Annotated in this window: 15 protein-coding genes; 8 read left to right on the top strand and 7 right to left on the bottom strand. The window is 62.9% G+C overall.

The features are described from left to right. The first annotated feature begins 113 nt into the window (after positions 1-113). The 6 genes from K323_RS0106445 (at position 114) to K323_RS0106415 (ending at position 7,821) form a co-directional block, all read left to right on the top strand. Positions 114-1,055 (top strand): ABC transporter permease, encoded by a 942-nt coding sequence (locus K323_RS0106445; RefSeq protein ID WP_022884469.1) that lies wholly within the window; start codon positions 114-116, stop codon positions 1,053-1,055. Then, a complete protein-coding gene (locus K323_RS24610) occupies positions 1,042-1,956 on the top strand; it encodes an ABC transporter permease (RefSeq protein ID WP_022884468.1) in 915 nt (304 codons plus the stop codon). The genes K323_RS0106445 and K323_RS24610 overlap by 14 nt, the downstream gene beginning before the upstream one ends. Beyond that, a complete protein-coding gene (locus K323_RS24605; protein ID WP_022884467.1) occupies positions 1,953-3,032 on the top strand; it encodes an ABC transporter ATP-binding protein in 1,080 nt (359 codons plus the stop codon). The genes K323_RS24610 and K323_RS24605 overlap by 4 nt, the downstream gene beginning before the upstream one ends. After that, on the top strand, positions 3,032-4,039 hold the full coding sequence (locus K323_RS0106430) for an ABC transporter ATP-binding protein (RefSeq protein ID WP_022884466.1): 1,008 nt from the start codon (positions 3,032-3,034) through the stop codon (positions 4,037-4,039). The genes K323_RS24605 and K323_RS0106430 overlap by 1 nt, the downstream gene beginning before the upstream one ends. A gap of 56 nt (positions 4,040-4,095) precedes the next feature. Next, a complete protein-coding gene (locus K323_RS0106425; protein ID WP_022884465.1) occupies positions 4,096-5,721 on the top strand; it encodes an FAD-dependent oxidoreductase in 1,626 nt (541 codons plus the stop codon). 255 nt (positions 5,722-5,976) lie between these two features. Then, entirely contained in the window at positions 5,977-7,821 is a 1,845-nt protein-coding gene (locus K323_RS0106415) for an oxidoreductase (protein WP_169515613.1), read from the top strand. 57 nt (positions 7,822-7,878) lie between these two features. On the opposite strand, the gene K323_RS24600 is transcribed toward K323_RS0106415, so the two are convergent. From K323_RS24600 to K323_RS0106390, 5 genes are all read right to left on the bottom strand, one after another. Then, positions 7,879-8,346, bottom strand: coding sequence for a MarR family winged helix-turn-helix transcriptional regulator (locus K323_RS24600; protein WP_022884462.1), 468 nt, complete (start codon positions 8,344-8,346; stop codon positions 7,879-7,881). A gap of 60 nt (positions 8,347-8,406) precedes the next feature. Then, positions 8,407-10,329 carry an FAD-dependent monooxygenase gene (locus K323_RS0106405; RefSeq protein ID WP_245570934.1) on the bottom strand — a complete coding sequence of 641 codons (1,923 nt, stop codon included), beginning with the start codon at positions 10,327-10,329 and terminating at the stop codon, positions 8,407-8,409. A gap of 677 nt (positions 10,330-11,006) precedes the next feature. Then, positions 11,007-11,537 (bottom strand): ABC transporter permease, encoded by a 531-nt coding sequence (locus K323_RS28415; RefSeq protein ID WP_022884459.1) that lies wholly within the window; start codon positions 11,535-11,537, stop codon positions 11,007-11,009. Further along, positions 11,456-11,746 (bottom strand): hypothetical protein, encoded by a 291-nt coding sequence (locus K323_RS29765; RefSeq protein ID WP_157509368.1) that lies wholly within the window; start codon positions 11,744-11,746, stop codon positions 11,456-11,458. The genes K323_RS28415 and K323_RS29765 overlap by 82 nt, the downstream gene beginning before the upstream one ends. 154 nt (positions 11,747-11,900) lie before the next feature. Then, positions 11,901-12,677 (bottom strand): alpha/beta fold hydrolase, encoded by a 777-nt coding sequence (locus K323_RS0106390; RefSeq protein WP_022884458.1) that lies wholly within the window; start codon positions 12,675-12,677, stop codon positions 11,901-11,903. Between the two features lie 221 nt (positions 12,678-12,898). Between K323_RS0106390 and K323_RS0106385 the strand changes: the two genes are divergently transcribed. Both K323_RS0106385 and K323_RS24590 read left to right on the top strand, forming a co-directional pair. Beyond that, positions 12,899-13,660 (top strand): response regulator transcription factor, encoded by a 762-nt coding sequence (locus K323_RS0106385; RefSeq protein WP_022884457.1) that lies wholly within the window; start codon positions 12,899-12,901, stop codon positions 13,658-13,660. Beyond that, on the top strand, positions 13,657-15,345 hold the full coding sequence (locus K323_RS24590) for a sensor histidine kinase (RefSeq protein WP_022884456.1): 1,689 nt from the start codon (positions 13,657-13,659) through the stop codon (positions 15,343-15,345). Before K323_RS0106385 ends, K323_RS24590 begins: the two co-directional genes overlap by 4 nt. Before the next feature lie 108 nt (positions 15,346-15,453). Here the strand turns inward: K323_RS24590 and K323_RS24585 are convergent, their stop codons facing one another. Both K323_RS24585 and K323_RS0106370 read right to left on the bottom strand, forming a co-directional pair. Further along, on the bottom strand, positions 15,454-15,939 hold the full coding sequence (locus K323_RS24585) for a MarR family winged helix-turn-helix transcriptional regulator (protein ID WP_033372572.1): 486 nt from the start codon (positions 15,937-15,939) through the stop codon (positions 15,454-15,456). A 9-nt stretch (positions 15,940-15,948) separates the two neighbouring features. Next, positions 15,949-17,676 carry an MFS transporter gene (locus tag K323_RS0106370; RefSeq protein ID WP_051147252.1) on the bottom strand — a complete coding sequence of 576 codons (1,728 nt, stop codon included), beginning with the start codon at positions 17,674-17,676 and terminating at the stop codon, positions 15,949-15,951. Positions 17,677-17,684: the final 8 nt, after the last annotated feature.

The following is a 17,684-nucleotide window of genomic DNA, read 5'->3' as shown; positions in this document are numbered from 1 at the left end:
ACCCGTGCCGGTTGTCGAGGCGAAGACTCTCGTCCGCGTCGGATGATTGTTTCGCTGGGACCCGGAAAGACCTATTCCTCCATTCCTCACACAAGGGTGACACCGTGAAACTCATGATCAATAAGGTCGTTCAACTAGTGGTTGTGCTGCTCTTGGTGAGCATCGGCACATTCGCGCTGACCTCATTGATGCCGGGAGATCCCGCAACCGCAATACTTGGCCCAGACCAGCCGGCTGAGGCCTATATCGAGCTCCGCGAGGAGCTCGGCCTGAACGATCCGGTACTCGCACGCTACTTTGGCTGGCTCGGTCACGCGCTTCAAGGCGATCTCGGTAATTCGCTGGTTACTCCTTTCCGAAGCGTCAACGAACTCGTCGGAGGTGCCTTCCCGGTAAGCTTCCAGCTCGCGGCTATGGGCTTGATCATTTCCCTCGCGATCTCGATTCCTCTTGCGATGGTCTCTGCGCGCCGACCAGATGGCGCTATCGACCGTGCGATCAGCGCGCTAACCTTCGGAATTCTCGCGGTCCCCAGTTTCGTCGCCGGTCTAATCCTGATTGCGCTCGTGGTGAATCAATTGAATATATTCCCTCGAACACAATGGATTCCGTTCACAGAGAACCCGCTAGACAACCTTTATCACGCTGCGCTGCCGGCAATTACCATCGCCCTCGCAGAAGTGCCCACCTTCACCCGCGTACTCCGTGGCGATCTCGTGAGTACGCTGCAGGAGGACTTCATTCTTTCGGCGCGCGCGAAGGGTATGCCAGCGTGGCGGATCATGATTTTTGACGCTTTCCGTCCGTCCTCCTATTCGCTTATTACGGTGGTTGGGCTCGCACTTGCCTCGTTGATCGGCAGTACCGTCATCGTCGAGACGCTGTTCTCGCTGTCGGGAATGGGTTCCCTTATCGTCAATGCCTCCTATGTCGGCAATGTGACAGTCGTGCAGGGTGCTGTGTTAGTCATCGCGGTCTGTTATGTGCTCATCAACGCCGTCGTGGATTTGCTCTACGCCGTCATCGACCCGAGGATCCGTCGTGCCACAACATGAAACAAGGCGGCCACTCGCCGCACCGAAGACAACTCCCATCCCGGTCTCTTTCGAAAAGCCCCGCAAGAATTTCCACGTCGACCTACTTCTGTGGTTCTGCATTCTCTGGCTCGGTGCGATTGTCCTCGCCGCGATATTTGCACCGCTGCTTCCGCTTGCGGAGGCGCAGGACGCGTCCAAGACTCTTATGGAACCGACGAATCAGCCGCCGTTCACAGTGCCGGGACATCCATTAGGAACCAACGGACTTGGGCTCGACATCTTCGCTCGGTTAATCTATGGCGCTCGGATCTCTCTTACTGTTGGCGTTGCGGCTGTGGCAATTGGCATGGCGGTTGGCGCCATGCTCGGTACCTCAGCGGGCTACCTGCGTGGGGCTTGGGAGGCCGTCATCGGTGTCCTCACGAATACGCTCCTGGCGGTGCCCGCACTTATCCTTCTGATCGCACTCTCCACGGTGCTGCGTCCGAGCGTTGTGAGTTTGACATTTTCGCTTGCGCTGGTTGCTTCCCCCGGTCTCATCCGATTGGCTCGGGCAAATACACTTGCGTTTACACAACGGGAATTCATCACCGTTGCCCGTGCGCTCGGCGCAAAGCCGGGCCGCGTAATCCTCCGCGAGCTTCTTCCGAATGTGTTGCTTTCGATGATGTCGCTCAGCTTCGTGTACATCTCCGTGCTCATTGTGGCCGAGGCGTCTCTCGGCTTTCTTGGAGTCGGCATTCGCCAGCCGACGCCGTCCTGGGGAAACATGATTGCTGAAGGATTGGGAGGCAAGATGGAGCAGTATCCGCATCTTGTTTTTATCCCCGCGACAGTGCTCTTCCTTACGGTGTTCTCATTCAACCTTTTGGGAGAACGAATGCGCAAGCGTTGGGATAAACGAGAGGTATCACTATGATCGGGACCAACACACTCCACGCAGTACCCGCCGATATTGAGCCGAGCAAGACGCTATTGCGGGTGCGCGATCTGAGTGCTTCCTTTTCCACCCCGAGCGGAGAAGTGGTATCCGTGGAGCGGGTTTCTTTCGATCTTCATCGCGGGAAAACGCTGGGCATCGTTGGAGAGTCCGGCAGCGGAAAATCCGTTTTGGGACGTACCATCATGGGTCTGACCGGTCTGTCCGGAAATGCGACGGTGTCCGGGCAAATTCTCTTTGACGGCGTTGATTTTACGAACCCGGATAAGAAGCTCCGTTCGGAATTTCTCGGCTCCAAAATTGCCATGATCTTCCAGGATCCGCTGAGCTCACTCAACCCGGTCAAGTTGGTTGGCACGCACGTCACCGAGACTCTCCGTCAGCACGACCGTTCGCTGAGCCGCCGGGATGCGAAGGAGCAGGCAATCGGCTTGCTCGACAAAGTACGCATCCCCGATCCTCAGCGGCGCTTCGGCCAGTATCCCCACGAGCTTTCGGGTGGTATGCGCCAGCGCGTCGGAATTGCGATCGCGCTCGCGTGTAGCCCTCAGCTGCTGGTCGCTGATGAGCCGACGACCGCACTCGATGTGACAGTGCAGAAGCACGTGCTCGACCTGCTCGGCGCGATCTGTGAGGAGCAGGGCATGGCCATGATCCTGGTCAGTCATGATCTCGGGGTAGTCGCGGGACGAAGTGATGAGGTGATGGTGATGTACGCGGGTCGAATCCAAGAGAAAGCACCCGCCAGCGAGTTCTTCGTGCGCCAGTATCATCCATACGCCTATGGTCTGCTGGCCTCGAAACCAATGCTCGATAGTCCCGCCCACGCCGAACTACTGTCGATCACTGGCCGTCCGCCGGATCCGACCGACCGTTTTCCAGGTTGTCGCTTCGCACCGCGTTGCCAGAACGCGAGGGCTATCTGTCGAGAGCAAGAGCCACTTCTCGAACCAGTCTCGGATGCTGCGCCCGAACATAAGGCGGCTTGCTTCTTCCCCATTGATGGGTTGGCCGTGCGAACCACTGTCGACAATAGCCAGGAAGGAGCTCCGTGATGGCTGGCACCGGAAAGGCCCATCTCAAGGAGAAAACAGACGCGCGGCTCCGGGTCGAGGATCTCGTTGTCGAGTTCCAGGCCAAGAGTGGGCAGCGTGTGCACGCGGTTTCGGGAATTAGTTTCGATATTCTCCCCGGAGAAACCGTCGGAATCGTGGGCGAATCCGGCTGCGGCAAGTCGACGGTGGCTCGCGCCGTTATGCACCTGCCGCAGCCCACCTCGGGGAGTGTTGTTCTCGATAACATCGACCTGACCGAGTTGAGCGCGGAGAAGCTACGTGAATCTCGGGTCAGGATGCAGTTAATCTTCCAGGACCCCATCGCTTCGCTCAACCCGCGCCGCAGGGTGAAAGATTTGGTGGCCGAGGGTGTCTCGATTTGGAACCGGGGCGATGACAAGGCTCGAACCGAGTCCCGGGTCCGCGAGCTGCTTGAATCGGTCGGACTCGACCCCGACACGATCTGGAACCGCTACCCATACGAGCTCTCCGGGGGGCAGTGCCAGCGGGTGTCGATCGCACGTGCACTGATGATGCGACCCGAGCTACTCATCTGTGACGAGATCCTCTCGAGCCTCGATGTGTCGGTGCAGAGTCAGATGTTGAATCTTTTGAAGCGCACGAAGCGCGAGCTCGGGCTCTCGCTGATGTTCATCTCACACGACCTCGGTGTCGTGAAAAACATCAGCGACCGCATCATCGTTATGTATCTCGGCAAGGTCGCCGAGGTCATGGACGTTGAGGCCCTTGATCGGGAGACCATTCATCACCCCTATACCGATCTGTTGTTGGAATCAGTGCCCAAGGTTACCGGGGAGCGAGTGTTCCCCGGTCTTCCAGGGGAGGTGCAGGAACTCCCGTCGCCGTTGAACCCACCGAGCGGATGCCGGTTCCGAACCAGGTGTCCGCTGGCGACAGCGCTTTGCGTGGAAGAAGAACCACAACTGGAAGAAAAGGCACGCGGTCAGTTCATTGCGTGTCACAACGTCGCAAGTCTCTCCAAATAACAAACTCCGAATAACATGACCCGCCCGCATTCCGGGCAGAACGAGGAAACACGAACATGCAGCACACAGACGTGGTCGTCATTGGTTCCGGTGCATCCGGGCTCACCGCCGCACTTATCGCCGCCGCGGAAGGTCTCAAGGTAACCGTTGTCGAGAAGACGGGAGTGATCGGTGGTACCAGCGTGGTCTCGGGCGGCTCCATCTGGGCGCCGGGGAATCGTTATATGGCGGAGCTTGGCCGCGGTGACAGCCGTGACGAGGTGATCGAGTATTTGCGCGCACTAACCCTTGACCGGGTGGACGAGGAGCTTTACACCACCTTCGTGGACACGGTGAATCCAATGCTCGACGAGGTCGTCGCTCTAACCGGGATCAAGTTTGAGGCGAATCCTCATCATCCCGACTACCAGCCGGAGTTGCCGGGTGCCAAGGCCGAGGGCGGTCGCACTCTGCAGGGCGATCTTTTCGACAGTACACTGCTCGGGGACTTTCAAACCAAGCTACGGACGTCCCATAGTGGCGTTCCGATCACCCGCCTCGAGGTGGATGCGTGGGGTCAGGACACGATGGACCGCTGGGACTGGGCTCTCGTCGCTGATCGGGTGTCCCAGGGCATCGTCGGGATGGGGGCAGCGCTCTGTGGCGCTCTACTCAAGGGATGTCTCGACCGCGGTGTGACGGTGCTCGTTGACTCGCCTGCCTTTTCACTCATCCGCGGTGATGACGGCGTAGTCGCCGGTGTTGTCATCGAACACAACGGCCTCGAAGAGGAGATCCGCGCGGAGCGCGGTGTCGTACTCGCGAGCGGTGGGTTCGAGTGGAACAAGAATCTGGTCGATCAATTCCTTGGCAAGCCCCTGAACTCCCCGGCTAGCCCGCCAGCGAATACCGGCGACGGTCTCATCATGGCGATGGAGGCCGGAGCTGCGCTGGGCAATATGAGTGAAGCCTGGTGGACCCCGACGCTCTACGCCGAAGGAGACACCTACGATGACGAGCCACTCTACCGCCCGACCAGCAGTTTGCGTACGCTGCCCGGCGGCATCATTGTCAACCAAGCTGGGCACCGCTTCGTGAATGAGGCGATGAACTACAACGACATGGGCAAGGCGCTCGGCAACTTCGATCCGCAGAATTACGCATACGCTAACCAGCCATGCTGGCTGATCTTCGATCAGCGCTTCCGCGACTCCTATTCGGTGGGAATGGTCACTCCGGATGCCTTTACACCGGCATGGATTACAGTGGCGGATTCACTCGACGAGCTCGCTGAGAAGGTCGGTATCGATAAGGCCGGCTTCAACGACCAGATCACGCGGTACAACGAGTACGCCGCGACGGGTAAGGATCCTGAGTTCCACCGTGGCGAGTCTGCTTACGACACCTATCGAGGAGATGCGCGGGTAACACCGCACCGTAACCTCCGCCCACTCGAAGGCGGCCCGTACTATGCCGTTCAGATCCGACTCGGGGCGCTCGGCACCAAAGGCGGCCCGCTCACAGACGCCACCGGCAACGTACTTCGTGCCGATAGAAGTGGCCCGATTCCTGGACTTTACGCGGCGGGAAATGTTGCGGCGAGCTGGTTCGGGGCTGGATACCCTGGCGCGGGTGCGACCCTCGGTGCTGGCATGGTGTCCGGCTATTTGAGTGCAAAGGCTTTGGCTTCTTCTCAGGGGTAGCGCCTCAGGGATAGCTCCTAATAGGTGGCCAACGACCAGGTCCTATCCTCCAGAACCATGACCTGTCCGTCCGAGCTCCACAGACGTTCGAAAAGAGAGTGTGCAGTGAATCCGAACTTACTTGCCCAGCCGCTGGATCTCGGGGGTTCGGGTTCACTCACCCTGCGCAATCGTTTCGTGATGACTCCCCATCTGGGGCGTCTCGGTGCAATACGGCTTCCCACTTACCTTGCCAGGCGCGCACCAGGTTATGGCATGGCAATCCTCCCCGCTGGGGCCGGCATGCTGGGTTTCCCCGTGTATCCACCGGAAATTGTCGCGGGACTCGAGCGCGGCCGTTCTGACCAGGATGGCGTCCCATTGCACCCCGCAGATCCACGCTACGCGAATCATCACCAACAGAAATATGGTGATGTGCTCGGTGCCTTCGCGAACGCGGTACAGCAATTCGGCTCGCTCGCCATCGGGCAGGTTCATCACCCCGGCGCCGAGCAATCCTGGGATAGTTTCGCACCGGCAATTGCACCATCAGCGATTCGCGGTGATGAGTTCGGAACCGTGCCGCATGCGCTGACGGCCCGCGAGATTGGGCACCTGATAGATGCCTATGTTGATACCTCAGCGTCCATTGTCGCGGCGGGGTTTGATGGGGTCGAGCTTCATGCGAGTCACGGCTATTTGCTCAATCGCTTCATCTCGCCCTATTACAACCGGCGCACGGACGAGTGGGCGGCCGGCCCGACACTACTCGCACGACTGCTGGAAGCGATCAGGGAGAGAGTCGGGGATGCCCCGTCCTTGAGCATCCGATTGCAGGCGGACGAGGAGATCACCGGTGGCCTAACGACAGACGGTGCATCGGATGTTGCGGTAGCGGTCGCGCCCTATCTCAATTTTCTCAGCGTCTCGATCGGGAACCATACCGGGCTGCGCGATAATCGCCCGGCGACTTCCTACACGAGCCCATGGCTCAACGAGTATGGCCCCGCTCTCGACGGCGCGCAACAGGTCCGACGAGCCCTTTCCGATGCGGGTCTAGCGCGCCCGCTACTGGTCACCGGTCGCATCACCAGCGCTGCTTTCGCCCGCGGTATCCTCGAGAACGGCGTCGCCGATATGGTGGGGCTCGCGAGGGCACTCATCGCCGACCCGGATTTCCCGGCCAAAGCGATAGCGGGCAAAGACGCCGAGATCAACCGGTGTATCGGCTGCAACGAGTGTGTTCGAGTGCCACTCTCGTGCCCGGTCAACCCCGATGCGGGACGGGAGGGGGCGCACGAGAGTGTGCCGGTTGACCAATCACGACGAATTGCGGTGATTGGTGCCGGCCCGGCCGGAGCGAACCTCGCGATCAGGGCAGCGGATCGCGGCCACGATGTCGTCCTGATCGATCGAGCCGACGGGGTCGGTGGGATGCTGCGCAAGCTGGTCAATTCACCGTTGCTTTCCGAGTGGTCTGCCATGATTGAGCAACTCGAGCGCCGGGTCGCGGAGTCCGGCGTTGAGTTCAGGCCCGGTGTCGTCGCAACCGAAGAGACGGTCTCCGGCCTCAAAGCTGATCGCGTGGTTTGGGCGACGGGTTCCATCGCGTTGCCGCTCGACTTCGATGCTGATTCAGCGGTGCACACTACCGAGGAGCTACTCGAGGGCAAGCGGCCGCCGGCGGGGGTCCCTGTCGTGGTCGTGGGAGGTGCCGAGCCTCATTTGGAGCCTTTCATCGCCGCCGATCTTCTGTCCGCGGAGGGCTGGAGTGTCACGCTGATCTCGGAGCGACCGGTGTTCGGCACCGATATTGAGCCACGCACGCTGAACGCAATTTTTGGTCGGCTGATGCGTCAGGGCGTTCGCCTCATGCCGATGACCAGACCGCTCGCCTGGGAACGGGGAGTGCTTCGCACGGAACAGACATTCGGCGGCAGGGCAGAAGCACTGGAAGCGGGCGCGGTAGTCCTGGCCAGGGGGAGGCTCGCCGCTGCGACGCCGGCGGATGCAGACACTCCGGAAACGACGACGCAGACGTATCTACTCGGCGACGCGCTGGCCCCTCGCCGAATGACACACGCTGCGCTGGAGGGTGCGCGCTTTGGCGCAAATATTTGATGAAACGGGCGTGGCAATGCAACACCGCAACCGGAATGGCGCCCATAATACTGCGTGTTATCGGGTCGCAGTCGCCGCGTTCTGAAGCGCCCCCTGCTCGACTCCATGCGCAAGCATGGTGAGTAGCGTGGAGCACAGTACGGCGCTGGCGCGGGAGTCCAGGCTTTCCGTGAGTAGCACTTCGACCCGGTCTACCGCGGGACGAAGCGCTCGTACGGTGGAATCTCCGAGGGGCGTGAGAGTCAGCACCTTCCTTCGGCGATCCTTCGTGCTCTGCACTCGGTCGATGAGCTCATTACGTATCATGCGCTCCACGAGGTCAGCAATCGTCGAGCGGTCGAGATCGAGTTCGTGGCCCAGATCCACTTGGCTGATGCCAGGGCGGCGCTGGAGCACGGAGAGTGCGGTGAACTGCACGCTTGAAACCTCGGACGAGACCTCGCGGTTCCACAGTGCCAGGTGTAGCTGCTGAGCGCGGCGCAACAGGTGGCCGGTGTGGTACCCAGCTGGATGATCGTGGCTCATAAATCTCAGTGTGGCACTGTTCAGCAGCAGGAATCGTGCGGTTGGCCGGACCTGCCATTATCAAACGAGACGTAGCACGCCGTCGAAGTAGCCCGATAGACCGTTAAAGTCGTTCAGCGCTAGCACATCGGCGATGTACTGATCCGGACGGACGATCACCACGGCGCCCTGTTTCCGATCAATGCCGCGAGCGTTAAAGAGTTCTCCGGATCGGGTTACCGATGAGAAAACCTTCTCCTGGTCGATGAGACCATGACTACCAGTGCGGGGGCGCAAGAGGTTCGGTAACTCGTGGAGACCAACGTCGCGGTGCGGCCGCTGCACGATACCGCGTACATCGATGACGTCGTCAATGTTCCACCCCGCCGGGGTGTGGCGCACGATTGGTGAGGTGGGATCCCGCTCGAGCCAATCGCAGAGCTGAACGAACGCTGTCTCATCTTCGTCGCTGAAGAGGTAGACCCGGAAGCGCCCATCGGCCCGATGTACGTGTCCGAGTTCGAGGTGTTTCGCATCGGACACTCTGGTGACGGGGAAGGAGTGGATCCGGGTACCAACCTCGAAACCGGTCGCGAGCAGCTGAGCCTCACCTTGGCCGGTCAGCCGAGAAGGAGCGTAGCGAATCCCGAGGCCCGCGGTGTACTTCCCCGATCTGGTGAAGTATTCTTGCAGCTCTTCGGGATCGACGCCCCCGCGCTCCGGGTGATTCGGGTCGCGCGGGCCAGCTGCCATCATGGTGGACCACTCGCGGTCGAAATCGATAAGTTGCTGGGCGGTCGGCTGACGTTCGAGAGAGTATGTCTCGAGTAGCGAGGGGTCGGCGAGGCCCTGGAGTACGGAACTGAGTTTCCATCCGAGGTTAAGTGCGTCCTGCATCGAGATGTTCATGCCTTGGCCCGCCTTGGCGCTGTGCGTGTGGCAAGCATCCCCAGCGATGAAGACCCGCGGGTCGAGATCGAACCCTGCCACGTCATCGAAGCCGTCGGTGACTCGCTGCGCTACCTCGTAGACGGACCACCAAGCGATCTCTTGGACGTCGAGGGTGTAAGGGTGCAGCACCTGATTCGCGATCTCGATGATCTGTTCCGCGGTACGACTTCGAACTTCGGCCCTGTTACTCTCGTCGACCTCGCCGAGATCAACGTACAGGCGCACCAGGTATCCACCCTCGCGTGGGATCAGGAGGATGCTTCCGGACTCGGCGGATTGGATCGCTGCCTTCAGCCGAATATCTGGGAAATCGGTGATGGCGAGGATATCCATTACGCCCCAGGCGTGACCGGCCGAATCTCCGTACAACTCGCGACCGATTGCCCTACGTACGTTACTTCGAGCCCCGTCGGCACCCACGACGTACTTGGCGTGCACGGTGCGAACTTCGCTGCTCCGCACATCGCGTAGTTGCGCCGTGACAGGATACTCACGAGCGCGATTCACCTCGAGGTCGAGAAACTCGAAGCTGTAATCTGGCACGAGTCGCGTTCGACTGCGCTCCATGAAATCGAGCAGATAGTCATGGATTCGCGCCTGATTTACGATGACGTGCGGGAACTCACTCAGTCCGTCTTCGACGTCCTGAATTCGACCGGTGCGCACGATGTTCTCACGGTTGTCGGTGGCAGGGCGCCAGAAACTTGTTTCATTCACCCAGTAGGCCTCTTCAAGCAGTTTTCGCGAAAGACCAAACGATTCAAACATCTCGACGGTACGGCAAGCGATACCGTCAGCTTGGCCGAGTTCGAGGCGGCCCGGCCTCCGCTCTACGAGCATCGTGGTAACGGTCGGAAACTGCGAAAGATGTGCTCCAAGCAGGTTGCCAGCTGGACCACTGCCCACGATGAGAACGTCAACGTTATCGGATACGTCGGGCTCCGCGGTCGTGTCTGGGGCGGCTGGTTGAATGCGTGGGTCGCCCAGTCTGAAGCCGTCTCGGTGGAATTGCACGCGAATCCTCCTTGAGTGCGGCGTTGGCGGCTGCTTCATAAGTCAAGAGTGCCGATACTGACAGGTTATAGTCAGTACCCCAACGAATGCAACCATTCGCGTTGACTCATAAGGAACCTCCGCGTAGCCCTTCTGGTTGTCCCATTTGAAAACCTCCGCTTCGGCGTGGTTTGGGAATCGGTAACGGGTGACTGTGGGTTGCGCCCGTTTCTATGGAGTTGACGATGACGCAGCGGGCAGGCTTTCACGATGAAGAAGGCGCTCGCGTATGCGGCACGATCAGGAGCTTGTCCTCACGGATGCCGAGGCGACCCTGTTGGTGAGGATGAGCGCGGCGACGATCGATCGCCGGCTCACCCCGGAACGGGTGAAGCCGATGTCCCGCGCCGCGCCATGTATGCCATGCCGTGCCTTGACCTGCAAGCGCTGAGCCGCGGAATCATGCGAGGAACGGGACAAACTGAGCTGGTCAAGGGTCGCAGGTTCAAACCTTGTCAGCCCGACAGTGGGGCCGATCTAAAAACCGGTCTAAGAACCAACACATGTTAGCGGCCATGCCAAACTGCCCATAGGCGGCCACGGAACTGCCCACTGACGGCCAGCAGAATTGCCCGTTGGTGGCCATGAGATCTGCCCACTTCTTGTTCAGTGGCCGACCGCTTGAGCGGCGGGAGCCTCTTCCCGGGGTTTGATTGCGGTGTCTAGACGCACCAAAGTCACCCAGGAAGAGGCCCTGTTATGAAGTTAGACGGAGCAGTCATGAGCGACTGGGCGACGTCGAGCGGAATGTACACGTTCGACGCCGTCGCGGCATCAGCGCTCGCCGCCGTCACCAGGCCGACGATCTCGAAGTCAGTGCCGGCGATCGCGAGGGTGTCGCCAACGGCGACGGATGCGGTGGTCGCGTATGCCGAGTCGAGCACCGCAACATTCGTGCCGGCATCGTCGCTCGCAAGAGTGCGTCCGTCGGTCAATGTGACGGCCGAGAGAGGCCCAACGGCGTCTTGCGACGGGTCGAGGCCGAGCACGGTGAACGAGTCGACGTCGAATGAGCTGCCGCCGGCGCCGTCCGGTCCGCCGGAGGGCGGTGCCTCGCCTTCCCCTGGGGCCCCGCCCTGCTGCATCTGCGAGAAGTCTGGTAGTTCTCCGGAGAAAGTCGTGTTGCTCAGGGACAGTGTCGCCGCTGCGGCCGACACGTTGTCGATGTCGCCGACGGTATCGAGGGCGGATGCGTCGAAGGTGGACATACCGATGCCGGCGGTGAGCCGGGCTTGGTTGATGCTTCGGTGCCGACTCCGTACACGGTCTCGAGCACCTTCGCCTGGGCGAGCTGCACTCCACTGGACACGGAGTTGACGATGATGACGAGGGCGATGGCAAGAGCCATGCCGATGGCGACGATGGCCGTCTGCTTGCGGCGACCGGCGAGTTCCCGTCGCAGGTAGGTGATGAACATGGGTCTCCGTTCGGGCAGCGGGTGTGTTCCCGCGCTGCAGCCGACGTTAGAAACAGCCGATATGCGGACGCTGTGGTGCGGCTATGAGTCGGCTATGGGTGGCGCGGTCGCGCGCCGCGCCCGCACGCCCCTCCGTGGTTCACAACTGCCGGGGTCAGTGCGCGTCGAGCCAGCCGTCGACGGCTTCGCGCATAGCACTCGCGTGCGCCGGCGCGCCGTCGTCGCGGGCCGGCACGCGTAGCAGGTCGGCCCCGAGGCTGTCGGCCCAGCGCTCGGCGACCGCCTCCGGGTGCACGGGGTCGCGCGGGGCGGCAACCACCATGGTGCGGGTTGGGTGTGCGCCGCCCGCCACCGCCGCGAGCTCCGCGTCAAAGTCGAAAGCCCGGTTGCGTGGGATCTCGACGAGCCGAACGGCGCGCGCCGCAGCATCCGTCGACCGGAACTGGCTGAGAAGCCCGGCAGCACCGAGTCGGGACTCGACACGGGTGCGTTCGAAGAGGGCGGTGCGCCGAAACGCGTCTTCGCCGGCGACGGCTCCGAGGTCGGCGAGCAGCTGCCCGATCACCGGGAACGCGCGCAGGTTCTGCGGCAACGGTTCGTCGGTGAACGCCGGCCGCACGAAGACCGCCCGCTCGATCGGGAGCAGGCCGCGAAGCAGGATGCGCAGGGCGATGGCCGCGCCCATCGAGATGCCGACGACGGTGAACGGATGCCCGTCGCCGGCTCCGTCGGGGCGAGAGAGCGCCTCGCGGGTGACATCATCTGCCAGCCGGTCGAGGTCGAAATCGGCCGGGTCGCCAGTGACGCCGGACGCCCCGTGCCCGCGCACATCGGGGGCGATCACCGTCGCCCCACCGGCCAGCACCGGCCCGAACAGGTCGAGTGGCTGGCGGCGGTCGGCGCCGAGGCCGTGCAGCAGGAGCGTCGTCACTCCCCTATTCTGCTCGCGCGGCTGGTCTGACGGGTCTACTCTGCTCACGCGACGCGTGAGGGGTCACAAATCGTCCTTCCGGTGCCCGCTGACGCGCCGGTTGACGAGCACTGTGCGTCCCCTCACGCGCATCGAGGCTGCGGTAGCACCTGTCGCGCCCTCAGACATCGCGAAGCGCGCACATAGCGAACTCATAGGAAGTACGCAGATACTTGTCCATCATGAGCACCAGTGCATCCGAGAACAGGGCCGCCCGTACCACTCGCGCGCCGAGGCTCACCAAGGCGGACGGCAGTGCCATCCGTGTGCTCGTCGTCGACGACGAACCGGGCCTCACCGACCTGCTCTCTATGGCCCTGCGGTACGAGGGGTGGGAGGTTCGCACCGCGGGCGACGGCCAGCAGGCGCTGCGGCTGGCCCGCGAATTTCGTCCAGACGCCATCCTGCTCGACATCATGCTGCCCGATATCGACGGCCTCCAGGTTCTGCAGCGGGTGCGTGCCGGCGGCGAAGAGACCCCGGTGCTCTTCCTCACCGCCAAGGATTCCCTCGACGACCGCATCGCCGGGCTCACGGCGGGCGGAGACGACTACGTCACCAAACCGTTCAGCCTCGAAGAGGTCGTCGCCCGCCTGCGCGGGCTCATCCGGCGATCGACCCTCGCGGTCGCAGACTCCAACGATCCGCTCATCACGATCGGCGACCTCACCCTCGATGAAGACAGCTACGAGGTCTTCCGGGCCGGCGAACCGATCGAGCTCACTGCCACCGAGTTTGAGCTGCTTCGCTATTTGATGCGCAACCCGCGCCGGGTGCTGAGCAAGGCGCAGATCCTCGACCGGGTCTGGAGCTACGACTTCGGCGGCAAGTCCTCTGTCGTCGAGATCTACATCTCCTACCTGCGCAAGAAGATCGACGCCGGCCGCACACCGATGATCCACACGGTGCGCGGCGCAGGCTACATGCTGAAGGCCACACAGTGACCGATCCCGCCGACACAGGACCGACGCCAGGCGAGGGCCAGGCGACGGATGCCGGCCAGGCGGCGGATGCGGGCGAGGCGACGGATGCCGGCGAGGCGACAGAGTCGACTGGTCCGACAGAGCAAACAGAGCCCCCGCGCCCGCGGAACCGCGCACCCTGGACGCTCCGCCGCCGCCTCGTCGTGGCGGTCGTTGCACTCCTGGCCCTGGTCAGCGTCGTGATCGGCGTGGTGAGTGTCACCATTCTGCGCCAGCGCCTGCTCGATGAGCTCGACCGGCAGCTCGCCTCTGCCGCCGACCGGTCGAGCGTGGTGATCGACGGCGGGCTGAGGGGGATCGGCACCAACCCGGCGGCGTTCGAAATCCTCAACGGCCCTGCCCAGGCATCCGGAACCCTCGCCCTGGTCTTTGACGGCGCGAGCCTCTCGGCCGGTTACCTCGATGAGGAAGGCGCTATCCGCGCCCTCGATACGGAGCAGGTCCAGGTGCTCGGCGACAAGGTGACCGTGACCGGACCGGTGACGGTCGATCTCGGTGGCGACGTCGGTTCGTATCGGATCGTCGCGCAGAATTCACAGGGTGGCGCCAGTTACCTGATCGGCCTTCCGATGGCCGACGTCGATGAGACAGCGGCGAACCTGGCCTGGATCATCGCGCTGGTCTCGCTCGCCGGGATCGTGGTGGTCGCCGCCATGGCAGCGTGGATCGTCAGGATCGCCCTGCGTCCGCTCGGCCGGGTCACCGACACGGCCGCGCGCGTCTCAGAGCTGCCGCTTGACCGTGGCACGGTGTCGCTCGTCGATCGTGTCCCGGCGGCGGATACCGACCCGCGCACCGAGGTCGGTCGGGTCGGGTCCGCCCTGAACCGCATGCTCGACCACGTCGACCTGGCGCTCGAGACGCGGCAGGCGAGCGAGCACAAGGTGCGTCAGTTCGTTGCGGATGCCAGCCACGAGTTACGCACGCCGCTCGCGTCGATCCGCGGGTACTCGGAGCTCACCCGTCGCTCTGGGCAGGAGTTGCCGCCCGACACCGTGCACGCGCTCGACCGCATCGAGTCCGAGTCCGTGCGAATGACGGGGCTGGTGGAAGACCTGCTGCTTCTGGCTCGGCTCGACGAGGGCCGCGAGCTCGAGCGGAAGCCCGTTGACCTGACCAGGCTGCTCGTCGATGCGGTGAGCGATGCGCACGTTGCGGGTGGCGACCACGTCTGGAACCTCGATCTCCCTGACGAGCCTGTTGAGGTAGTGGGAGACGACGCCCGCCTGCACCAGGTCGTCGCGAATCTGCTCGCCAACGCGCGCGTGCACACCCCGGAGGGTACGACGGTGACGGTAGCGCTCTCCACTCAGCCAGCCGACCCCGCGTCGACCGGCTCCGCGTCGAGCAGTATCGCAGAAGGCCGCGCGATCGTCACGGTGACGGATGACGGTCCAGGCATCCCGGATTCGCTTCAGTCGACCCTGTTCGAGCGTTTCGCGCGCGGCGACAGCTCCCGATTCCGTGGAACGGGCAGCACCGGGCTCGGCTTGGCCATCGCGCGTGCTGTCGTGACCGCGCACCACGGTGAGGTTGAGGTGGTGAGTCGCCCCGGCTTCACCAGCTTCCGGGTCTCCCTGCCGCTGACCGACACTGCCGCTCCGCTGACCGACACTGCCGCTCCGCTGACCCTGCCGCTCCGCTGACGCTTCCACTCGGCTGAGGCGCGACTAACCGAATCCGGGGACCACGAAGTGTCCAACAGCGGGTGCGCGGAGAGAGCGATGGGATGGCGCGGCTGCAGCGCGGGGCGGCTATTCCTCCGGAGATCCGTTCAGGCGGGCGAGTAGCGCGGCGAAATGCTGGAGGTCGTCGACCGGCCAGGAACGCAGCCGCGTGTGCACCAGCGCAGCGTTTCCGACGCGCACCTCATGGAGACGGGTCTTCGCGAGCGGCGTGAGCGCCATGATGCGCGCGCGACCGTCTGCCGGGTCTGCCTGAAGTTCGATCAACCCGAGTTCCTCGAGCTGGCGGGCCTGCCTGCTGATCACGCTTCGGTCGACCATCATCTGGTCGGCCAGTGAGCCGGCCTGGAGGGGCCCGCACCGCGCGAGCATCCGCAGCACCTTCAGACCGAAAGGCTGCAGCGTCGGATCGACCCGCACGGCGGCATCGCGGATGCTCGCCCTGATGTGACCGGCGAGCACGGTCATCTGCTCCTCGACGTCCGTGATCGCTGCCTGCGTCGCGGCGTCCGCCGTCACATCCGCCGCGGCATCCATGTGGGCCATATCCGTCATGATCACAGGCTACCGATGGCCATCCGAGTCGCCCGCCGACGGGCGAGCCGCCGACGACCGGGCGGCCGGCGATCCAGAACCGTCGTGGGCACTGTCGATGACCCGCACGGAACCGGTCGGATGCGCCTGTCCGGCTGGGCTGAGGGCAACGTATCCCGCGCTCACCCCGATCAGGGTGTCTTCGACGTCTTCGAGCTCGGCCTCATGTGCAGCCTGCCTGTCGCGCTGGAGGTCGATCGCGTTCTTGGTGCCGAGCGGGATGTTCGGCATCAGCGCGACCATGATCAGGGTGATCACGGCGAGCGGGACGGCCACGAGGAACACCAGTCCGACGCCGGAACCGTATGCCGACTCGACCAGCATCCGAAGCGCACTGGGGAGTGCATCGATGTGGGGGATCGTGCCGCCGCCCAGCGTCTGGGCCGCGGTCGCCTGGTCGGCGGGGCTGAGATCGCCCATGCCGTCCTTGATGTGGTCTGCGACGTAGGTTCCGAGCACGGAACCCATCACGGAGACTCCGATGGTGCCGCCCAGGCTGCGGAAGAAGGTGACGCCACTGGTGGCGACGCCGAGGTTCGACACCTCGGTGGTGTTCTGCACGACCAGCACCAGGTTCTGCATGATCATGCCGACGCCGGCGCCGAGGATGAACATGTAGATGCCAACGAGCACGAGGCTGGTCTGGTAGTCCAGGCTGCCCAGGAGCACCGACCCGGCCACGACCAGCACAGAGCCGGACACCATGATCGCCTTCCACTTGCCCCGGCGACTGATCAGGTTACCGAAGAGGGTCGACGAGATGAGCAGGCCGCCCATCATCGGGATCGTGAGCAGGCCGGACTCTGTCGGTGTTGCACCGCGGGCGAGCTGCATGTACTGCGCCAGGTAGACCGACGTTCCGAACATCGAGACGCCGACTGAAATGCTGGCGATCACCGAGAGAGTGAAGGTGCGGTTCTTGAACAACGCGAGGGGTATGATCGGTTCCTTCGCGCGGAACTCGACGATGACCGCCGCAATCAGCAGCACGGCTGCGCCGAGCACCATGACGAACGAGCTGACGGATGTCCACTCGAATTGGTTTCCGGCCAGCGTCACCCAGATGAGCAGCAGGGAGATTCCTCCGGTGAGCAATACTGCGCCGAGGTAGTCGATCTTCACCACGCGCTTGACGATCTTCGGCAGGTGCAGGGTGCGCTGCAGCAGCACGATGGCGACGATCGCAACGGGAAGCGCGATGAAGAAGTTCCAGCGCCAGCCGAAGGCATCCGTCACCACGCCGCCGAGCAGCGGGCCGCCGATGGTTCCGAGCGCCATGACCGCACCGAACAGGCCGGCGTACTTGCCGCGCTCTCGCGGGCTGATGATGTCGGCCATGATGATCTGGCTGAGCGCGGCCAGACCACCGGCACCGAGGCCCTGCAGCACCCGGAACATGATGAGGGTGCCGGTGTCCTGCGAGAAGCCGGCCAGGGCGGAGCCGAGCACGAAGACGATGAGGGCGAGCTGGATGAGCAGCTTGCGGTTGAACAGGTCGGCGAATTTGCCCCAGAGCGGGGTGGAAACCGTTGTCGCCAACAGGGTGGCGGTGATGACCCAGGTATATGCGGACTGGTCGCCCTTGAGGTCAGAGATGATCAGCGGCATCGATGTGCTGACCACGGTGCCGGCGAGGATCGAGACGAACATGCCGAGGAGGAGGCCAGACAGCGCCTCGAGCACCTGGCGTTGGCTCATCGTGCCGT

This window comes from Glaciibacter superstes DSM 21135 (assembly GCF_000421145.1).
Lineage (GTDB): Bacteria > Actinomycetota > Actinomycetes > Actinomycetales > Microbacteriaceae > Cryobacterium > Cryobacterium superstes.
This window is presented reverse-complemented; position numbering and strand designations above follow the sequence as displayed.